The following is a 7,198-nucleotide window of genomic DNA, read 5'->3' as shown; positions in this document are numbered from 1 at the left end:
CGGGCGACGAAGTCACCGGTAACGAAACCCGCGTGAAAGTCGTCAAAAACAAGGTGGCACCGCCGTTCCGGCAAGCTGAGTTCCAGATCCTTTACGGCAAAGGTATCTACCACGCGGGTGAGGTTATTGATCTTGGCGTGCAGTGCAGCCTAGTGGACAAAGCAGGCGCTTGGTACAGCTATAAAGGCAACAAGATCGGTCAGGGTAAGGCCAATGCTGCGCAGTATTTAGAAGACAATCCGGAAATCTCAGACGAGATTGAAGCTGAAATACGTCGCCAACTGATGCCAGTCGCGCAGCGCAAGGGCGAAGACAAAGCTGTAGCTGTAGAGGTACCAGAAGAGGACGCCTAACGCAGATTGTTAAAGGTTTTTACAAACCTTGTCCATGCGCAACACCTAAATTAAACTAATAAGTGCAGCCCCCGCGGTTTGTTGTTCTCCAAGTATTCACTTAATAACACCTGGGCTGGGGGCGGTATCTCAGCCTCTTTCTTAGTCTATCGTTCAGCTTATCGACCACTCTTCTTAGCTCTGTGTCAGACAAGGTTCGAAAGTCAGTCCCTTTCAGGAAATATTGGCGAATCAGGCCATTCGTATTTTCATTGGTGCCACGCTGGCATGAGTGGTACGTGTCACAAAAACAGATCTTGGCTGAGACGGTCTTAGTAACTGTCGGTGCTCGGCGAATTCAGAACCGTTATCCAAGGTGCACTGCGCCTCGGCGGGGTTCTAACAACCGGATCATCGTCTTGGCAGTTTCAGTGGCCGTTATCTTCGGTAGGCGCGCTGCCAAGAGGTAGCCGCTGTGTCGTTCGATCAGGGGAGAGCGCGTCCTGGTATTTGGCGGTCGCGATATAGAGGCGAGCAGCGTGGCGCTGGCATTGCTTTTAGGCAAAACAGCTTGGCCGGCGGCGCGGGGGCGGTCTTCATGCCTTCTTCGCACGTCGGGCAGGCATATTTGCGGCGCACATGACGGGTCACCTCGATCCGGGCAGGCAACCCGTGCAGTTTCTCAATGACCTCTTCACCGATTATCTTTAGCGCGGCACTGTCCTTGTGGCAGTGGTGATCGTTATCGGGCAGTTCATGCACCACCTCAACGCGCGGTAGTTCTGGCGGTAGCGCCACACGCCCGGCGCGCGTGCGACGATTAGCAGTTGAGGTCGTCTCGCACGTTGCGTCATCAGCGACCTTCCCAGCAAACCACTGACACTTCTAGCTACCTGTACACTATCTATCCAAATTTATCGTCAACTATCTGATAGTCATAACTTACCCACCTGATGTCAGCTTAACGATATCCCCAACTGGGTAAGAGTCTTCTTTTCTATAATCACTTTGTTTTAATTATAAAGGAATAAAATAAGCCTAGGTGTTTGGTCCTGGGGTGTGGTGGTTTATGGTATGAAACCTTGTCCGCGGAGGATCCATGGCTCAGGTACTTCATCAACGCGCCACGACCACGCACGCCATCCGAGAAGACATACAGCGATCGACTGAGTCGGTCGCGACGTTAAGTCGACGCTACGGCATTAACCCTAAAACCGTACGCAAGTGGCGCAGCCGGACCTCTGTCGAAGTTGTGCGTATGGGACCCAAAGCAGCTCGCTCCACATCGCTGACACGGTCAAGTCTGCACCGACTCTACCAGCGCCACGGTACTAGTCAGCGGCCTAGGGCTGGCGAAGCAACGCGCGAGAAAAAGTTCTTCAAACATTACCCTATCGGCTATTTGCATATCGATATTAGCGATATCCAGACAGGCGAAGGCAAGGCCTATCTCTTCGTTTCAATGGATCGAACGTCCAAGTTCGTTCATGCGCAGCTATACTAAAAGATAAGGGTATCCGGATTATCTGGTTGGTATGCGAGAGAGAAAGGTGGCCGACAAACTCAACCCACAACGGATTAGCTGGTTGATGGCTCGCTCAGTACGCTCACTTGCTAGAGAGCAGATACTTCACCAAACAGGCGATGCCCAGGACCAGCAGCAATAGTAGGGCAATTCCGATCACTGGCATTATCCAGCCCATCGCCCCCATCATCCCGCAATCGGGTAGTGTCGTGTTCATCGTGACAGAGCTCCCTGTGGTGTCCATGCCCAAAACCCGTGGTGCCGCCGCCCAGTGGCACCACGGTCGCGCTCATATCGTTCACCCGGCACAGCAGGACAACTGCGTCACATCCTTGGTGAAAGTCTGGGCACAGAGCTTGAGCCCTTCCACCATGGTCAGGTAGGGAAATAGCTCATTGGCGATGTCGTGTACGGTCATGCGTGCGCGTAGCGCCATCACCGCCGTCTGGATCAGCTCACCGGCTTCCCCCGCCACCGCCTGCACCCCCAGCAACCGGCCCGAGTCGCGTTCGGCCACCAGCTTGATGAAACCACCGGTGTCGAAATTCACCAGCGCACGCGGCACGTTTTCCAGGTCCAGCTCGCGGGTATCGACGCTGAAGCCTTGCTCGATGGCCTCGGCTTCCGTCAGGCCGACGGTGGCCACCTGGGGGTCGGTGAAGATCACCGCCGGCATGGCGCTCAGGTCCAGGGTGGCTTCGCCCCCGGTCATGTTGACGGCAGCCCGGCTGCCCCCGGCGGCGGCGACATAGACGAACTCCGGCTGATCGGTGCAGTCACCGGCGGCATAGAGCCCCGGCACCGTGGTGTGCAGATGCTCATCGACCAGAATCGCCCCACGTGCGGTTTCCACGCCGAGGCTCGCCAGGTTCAGGGCCTCGGTATTGGGTGTCCGTCCGGTGGCCACCAGCAGTTGATCCGCCCGCAAGGTGCCGGCGTTGGTGTCGACAATGAATTCATTGTCGGTGTAGTCCACGCGGCTCGCCTGGGTCTGCTTGAGGACCTCGATGCTCTCGCGGCGAAACGCCGCCTCCACCGCATCCCCTACCGCCGGGTCTTCCTGGGAGAGCAGGCGGCTGCGGGCCAGCACCGTGACCCGGCTGCCCAGCCGGGCGAAGGCCTGGGCCAGTTCCAGGGCCACCACCGAGGCGCCGATCACAATCAGCCGCTCGGGAAGGGTGTCCAGGGCCAGCGCACTGGTAGAGGTCAGGTAGGGGGTGTCGGCAAGACCCGGGATCGGCGGTACTGCCGGTCGGGCGCCAGTACCGATTAAGGCGCGGTCGAAGTGGACGACCTGCTCGCCGCCCTCGTTCAGCTTGACCATCAGGCTATGGGCATCGATAAACCGGGCCTCGCCGTGCAGGACCGTGATGGCCGGGTGGTCGCGCAGAATCCCCTCGTACTTGGCGTCACGCAGTTCCTCGACACGTCGCTGCTGCTGCTCGAGCAGCTTGGCCCGATCCACCACCGGCGCCTGGGCGCTCAGGCCTGCATCGAAGGGACTTTCCGTACGCAAGTGGGCAATATGGGCCGCGCGAATCATGATCTTCGAAGGCACACAGCCTGTATTGACACAGGTACCGCCGACGGTGCCGCGTTCGATCAGGGTGATCCGGGCGCCGCGCTCGGCGGCTTTCAGGGCCGCCGCCATGGCGGCGCCGCCGCTGCCGATCACCGCGATGTGCGGGGCGTCTTCATCACGGCCCTTGGACACCGATGCGCCTGCCGGGGAAGTGGGCCCACTGTTGGCCAGTCGAGCTTGGTAGCCAAGTCGGGTCACGGCAAACGTCAACGCCGAGGCCGGTGTCTCCGGATCAACGGCTACCGATGCCGTCCCCTGAGGATAGGATACCTCCACCGACTGCACGCCGGGCAGCTTCTCCAGGGCTTCCCTGACATGATCCGCACAGCGGTCACAGGTCATGCCACTCACGTTGAGTTCAATCATCACGTTTCTCCGAGTCTTCATTAGTAAAGCCGGCATCCTGCTTCCGCTTGTGGTATCGCGCGTAGAGAGGTAAGCCGATGGCCAGGGCGGCAAACAGCAGGTAATCGAGATAGCCTGCCAACGCGGCCAGGCCCGCCGTACCGAATAGCACCAGGGCGATTGGCGCGGCGCAACACAGCACCATCAACCCGGTGCCAAGCACGACGCTTAAAAATTTCTGCGAATCTTTCACGCTTATTCCTTCACCGTGGCGGGCAAGCTCGTAAACAACTCACCCGATGACCGCGATGTGCAGCTGCTTGATGTCACTCAGGGGGCGTATTCCTTGATTTGATAGAGCCGTTGTCACAACAGGCGTCGAACTGCTTCTTACGCCAAATCGCATAAATGGTCAGGCCGATGAAGAAGGCCAGGGCCGGCAATAACACAACGTCGAGATAGCCCGTCAGCCCCGCCAGGCCCACCGTGCCAAGCAGGATCACCAGGATCGGCGTAAAGCAGCACAATGCCACCAGGACGGTGCCGATCACGCTCACGCGCAGCAGGGGCTTGGGATTCTTCATGATCACTCTCGATCCGCTTGCGAGGATGTCGGGGTTGATGGATACCCAGCGTTGATGGTGGCCTCGGTCAATGCCTCCACCGACGTTCGGGCGTCGTCAAAGGTGACCACGGCCTCGAGATCCGCGTAGCTCACGTCGACTTGCGAGACGCCGTCCACCTTGTTGAGGGCGGCCTTGACGGTGATCGGGCAGGCGGCACAGGTCATGCCCGGCACCGACAGCGTCACGGTCTGCAGGGCCGCTAAGGCGGGCGTGCTGAGCAGGGCGAGTAGCGCGATGAAGGCGAAACGAGCTTTCATGGTAGATCTCCTTTTAATAGAACAGGGGCAAGATGTAGGGGAATACCAGGGCGATTAGCACCAGCAGCGATACGAGCCAGAAGATCGCCTTGTAGCCCGTCCTGACCCGTGGCACGGCACACACCTCTCCCGGCTGGCACTTTTCCACTGGCCGAAAGACGCGACGCCAGGCGAAGAACATCGCCACCAGCGCGACGCCGATAAAGAGCGGGCGATAGGGCTCCAACGCCGCCAGATTGCTGATCCAGGCGCCGGAAACGCCCAGCGTGATCAGCACCAGCGGGCCGAGGCAACACGCCGAGGCCAGGAGGGCCGCGACTCCTCCGGCGGCCAGGGGCCCTCGCCCCGTTTTAGATGTCCGCATTGACGATTCTCCTTTCGGGATGGGGGGAGCTACGATAAGGTTACTTCCGTAGCTTGGTACGGAGTCAAGCATCATGAAGAGACATGCAGATAAAGTGGCGGACACCATGACCATTGGCGGCCTGGCCAAGGCGGCCGGCGTCAATGTCGAGACAATCCGCTATTACCAGCGACGAGGGCTATTATCGGAGCCCGAACGCCCTCCCGGAGGTATTCGACGCTATAGTGCCGCCGATATCGACAGGTTGACGTTCGTGAAAACGGCGCAGCAGCTGGGCTTTAGTCTGGATGAGATCAGTGACCTACTTCGGCTGGAAGATGGCGCCCACTGTCAAGAAGCCAGTGCTCTCGCAGAGCACAAGTTAGGGGACGTTCGCGAGAAGATCGACAGGCTTGAAAGAATTGAGAAGGTGCTGAGCGAAATGGTCGACAGATGCCATGCACAACAAGGCAATATCACTTGCCCGCTAATTGCGTCATTGCATGAAGGGCTCAGAGAAGCAGAAGACCCAAGGGAGTAACTCACCTTCAGTTCGTTGAAAACAACGCGGTCAAAGAGTCGCGATCATCTATGGACCATGTCGACAAGGAAAGTTTGCATGACTAGCTTGCCTGACAACATCCTTCACCTTCCCGAGTACCACGTCCTAGGCACCAAGATGGAAGAGCATGATCTCCACTACCAGGTCGAAGCTCCTGAGCCTCTAGCTTGCGAGGAATGCGGCGTTGAGAGTGAGTTTGTCAGGTTCGGCAAGCGCGATGTGGCCTATCGCGACCTACCCATCCACGGAAAGCGGGTCACCCTCTGGGTGGTCCGTCGCCGCTACACCTGCCGGGCGTGTGGAAGGACGTTCCGGCCAGCTCTTCCGGAAATGGTAGACGATCACCGCATGACGCGGAGGCTTTACAACCACGTCGAGAAGGAAGCCTTCAATCACCCCTACGCCTACGTGGCTGATACCACGGGCCTCGACGAGAAGACTGTCCGCGAGATATTCAAGAAGAAGGCTGAGTTCCTGGCAGCCTGGCATCGTTTCGAGACACCCCGCTGCCTGGGGATCGACGAGCTGTACCTGAACCGCCGCTACCGCTGCATCCTGACCAACCTGGAGGAGCGTACCCTACTGGACCTGCTGCCCGGTCGCCAGCAGGACGCGGTGACGAGGCGCCTCATGAGCATGACCGAGCGCCACCAGGTCGAGATCGTCAGCATGGATATGTGGAAACCCTACCGCCGTGCTGTCCAGGCGGTACTGCCGCAGGCTCGCATTGTGGTCGATAAGTTCCATGTGGTGCGGATGGCCAACGAAGCCCTGGAGAAGGTGCGTAAGGGACTCAGGAAGGATCTGAAGCCAAACCAGCGGCGGACCCTCAAGGGCGATAGGAAGATCCTGCTGAAGCGTGCCCACGACGTTTCAGATCGCGAGCGGCTTATCATGGAGACATGGACAGGGGCCTTCCCTCAGCTCCTGGCGGCCTACGAGCACAAGGAGCGGTTCTACCACATCTGGGACAGCACCACCCGGCGTGATGCCGAAAAGGCGCTGGCCCGCTGGATTGACGACATTCCACAGGGGCAGAAAGAGGTGTGGAAGGATCTCGTCAGCGCCGTCAGCGGATGGCGCGAGGAGGTGCTGGCCTACTTCGAAACCGACACCCCAATCACCAACGCCTTCACGGAGTCGATCAATCGGCTGGCCAAGGACAAGAACCGCGATGGCCGGGGCTACTCATTCGAGGTGATGCGGGCCCGGATGCTCTACACCACCAAGCACAAGAAGAAGGTGCCGCAGATCAAGGAATCCCCCTTCCTGGGCAAGGCCACCATGACCTACAGCATGGGTCTTCCCGAGCCTGAGAAAAACTACGGCGTCGATCTATCAACCTTCTGGGAGAGTTAAGGGTTCGAAGGAGCAAGGGGGCTCCATCTACCACTTAATCCGGATACCCGAAAAAATCATATACCCGTTACTCAGATGGCTACCGGCAAGAAGCATTAGCGCTTGCTGATCGTATTGGCGTTGCAGCAGCGGCGCGTGAACTGGGAATACACGCGAGTCAGCTCTATCAGTGGCGATCTAAAGCACAGCTGCAGCAAGACACATCCGAGCGAGAGCGGTCGTTGGCAGAAGAAAACGCCCGCTTGAAGCGCCAACTAGCCGAGGCAA

Annotated in this window: 9 protein-coding genes and 4 pseudogenes; 5 read left to right on the top strand and 8 right to left on the bottom strand. The window is 58.6% G+C overall.

The features are described from left to right. Positions 1-353: pseudogene (locus L1249_RS16990) on the top strand (recombinase RecA); the annotation flags it as partial. Between the two features lie 45 nt (positions 354-398). On the opposite strand, the pseudogene L1249_RS17755 reads toward L1249_RS16990, so the two are convergent. After that, positions 399-822: pseudogene (locus L1249_RS17755) on the bottom strand (IS30 family transposase); the annotation flags it as partial. Further along, a complete protein-coding gene (locus L1249_RS17620; RefSeq protein WP_442908456.1) occupies positions 819-1,094 on the bottom strand; it encodes an IS66 family transposase zinc-finger binding domain-containing protein in 276 nt (91 codons plus the stop codon). The gene L1249_RS17620 and the pseudogene L1249_RS17755, both read right to left, overlap by 4 nt. Positions 1,095-1,431: 337 nt before the next feature. On the opposite strand from L1249_RS17620, the pseudogene L1249_RS16980 reads away from it, so the two are divergent. Next, a pseudogene (locus L1249_RS16980) lies at positions 1,432-1,833 on the top strand (IS481 family transposase); the annotation flags it as partial. 106 nt (positions 1,834-1,939) lie between these two features. Here L1249_RS16980 and L1249_RS17505 read toward each other — a convergent pair. The 6 genes from L1249_RS17505 to merT all read right to left on the bottom strand — a co-directional run bounded on the left by L1249_RS17505 (position 1,940) and on the right by merT (position 5,031). Continuing rightward, a complete protein-coding gene (locus tag L1249_RS17505) occupies positions 1,940-2,074 on the bottom strand; it encodes a hypothetical protein (protein WP_008957399.1) in 135 nt (44 codons plus the stop codon). An 81-nt stretch (positions 2,075-2,155) separates the two neighbouring features. Beyond that, complete coding sequence (merA, locus tag L1249_RS16975; protein WP_082051506.1) at positions 2,156-3,805, bottom strand: mercury(II) reductase; 1,650 nt, start codon at positions 3,803-3,805, stop codon at positions 2,156-2,158. After that, the gene (gene merF, locus L1249_RS16970) at positions 3,798-4,037 is read right to left on the bottom strand and encodes a mercury resistance system transport protein MerF (protein ID WP_027965777.1); all 240 of its coding nucleotides are present in this window, start codon (positions 4,035-4,037) and stop codon (positions 3,798-3,800) included. The genes merA and merF (L1249_RS16970) overlap by 8 nt, the downstream gene beginning before the upstream one ends. Before the next feature lie 73 nt (positions 4,038-4,110). After that, a complete protein-coding gene (merF, locus tag L1249_RS16965; protein WP_033988342.1) occupies positions 4,111-4,368 on the bottom strand; it encodes a mercury resistance system transport protein MerF in 258 nt (85 codons plus the stop codon). 2 nt (positions 4,369-4,370) lie between these two features. Then, complete coding sequence (gene merP / locus L1249_RS16960) at positions 4,371-4,667, bottom strand: mercury resistance system periplasmic binding protein MerP (protein WP_022519794.1); 297 nt, start codon at positions 4,665-4,667, stop codon at positions 4,371-4,373. Between the two features lie 13 nt (positions 4,668-4,680). Continuing rightward, entirely contained in the window at positions 4,681-5,031 is a 351-nt protein-coding gene (gene merT / locus L1249_RS16955; RefSeq protein ID WP_027965778.1) for a mercuric ion transporter MerT, read from the bottom strand. Positions 5,032-5,104: 73 nt separating this feature from the next. On the opposite strand from merT, the gene merR reads away from it, so the two are divergent. From merR to L1249_RS16940, 3 genes and pseudogenes are all read left to right on the top strand, one after another. After that, positions 5,105-5,551 carry an Hg(II)-responsive transcriptional regulator gene (gene merR, locus L1249_RS16950; protein ID WP_006911920.1) on the top strand — a complete coding sequence of 149 codons (447 nt, stop codon included), beginning with the start codon at positions 5,105-5,107 and terminating at the stop codon, positions 5,549-5,551. Positions 5,552-5,629: 78 nt separating this feature from the next. Then, complete coding sequence (locus L1249_RS16945; RefSeq protein WP_033988338.1) at positions 5,630-6,931, top strand: ISL3 family transposase; 1,302 nt, start codon at positions 5,630-5,632, stop codon at positions 6,929-6,931. 50 nt (positions 6,932-6,981) lie between these two features. Further along, positions 6,982-7,198: pseudogene (locus L1249_RS16940) on the top strand (transposase); the annotation flags it as partial.

This window comes from Halomonas sp. Cn5-12 (assembly GCF_021532545.1).
Taxonomy (GTDB): domain Bacteria; phylum Pseudomonadota; class Gammaproteobacteria; order Pseudomonadales; family Halomonadaceae; genus Vreelandella; species Vreelandella aquamarina.
Note: the sequence above shows the minus strand (reverse complement) of the source record. Positions and strands in the feature narration are given on the sequence as shown.

Coding starts and splice junctions, on each gene's coding strand:
- L1249_RS17505 (WP_008957399.1), bottom strand. CDS start 2,074: ATGAACACGACACTACCCGATTGCGGGATGATGGGGGCGATGGGCTGG.
- merA (WP_082051506.1), bottom strand. CDS start 3,805: ATGATTGAACTCAACGTGAGTGGCATGACCTGTGACCGCTGTGCGGAT.
- merF (WP_033988342.1), bottom strand. CDS start 4,368: ATGAAGAATCCCAAGCCCCTGCTGCGCGTGAGCGTGATCGGCACCGTC.
- merP (WP_022519794.1), bottom strand. CDS start 4,667: ATGAAAGCTCGTTTCGCCTTCATCGCGCTACTCGCCCTGCTCAGCACG.
- merT (WP_027965778.1), bottom strand. CDS start 5,031: ATGCGGACATCTAAAACGGGGCGAGGGCCCCTGGCCGCCGGAGGAGTC.
- merR (WP_006911920.1), top strand. CDS start 5,105: ATGAAGAGACATGCAGATAAAGTGGCGGACACCATGACCATTGGCGGC.
- L1249_RS16945 (WP_033988338.1), top strand. CDS start 5,630: ATGACTAGCTTGCCTGACAACATCCTTCACCTTCCCGAGTACCACGTC.